This window comes from Adlercreutzia sp. DFI.6.23, from assembly GCF_024462535.1.
In the GTDB taxonomy this organism is placed as follows: Bacteria; Actinomycetota; Coriobacteriia; order Coriobacteriales; family Eggerthellaceae; genus Adlercreutzia; species Adlercreutzia rubneri.
On sequence record NZ_JANGBP010000868.1, the window covers coordinates 1 to 255 of the forward strand.

1 pseudogene is annotated in these 255 nt (G+C 70.2%); it reads right to left on the reverse strand.

The annotated features are described in order from the left end of the window. Positions 1 to 255: pseudogene (locus tag NE591_RS16465) on the reverse strand (IS21 family transposase); the annotation flags it as partial.

Here is a 255-nt window from a genome sequence, read left to right on the forward strand (position 1 = left end):
GCACTCGATGCCGTTGCGGCGCATCCACTTGGTGAGCGTGTTGTAGGCCGGCGGCTCCTCGCCGGCGTAGCAGCGGTCGATCAGGTACTCGTAGATGCCGCGCTTGGTCGCGCCGGGCAGCTGCGCCTTGGCCTCTATGACCTCCCTGTGGCGGTCCAGCCCGCTCGGGCGGCACCTGCGCGCGTCCTCCACCTGGCCGCCGGCCTTCCAGTACTTGGCCACCGTGTGCCGGTTCATGCCGTAGCGCCGGGCGAT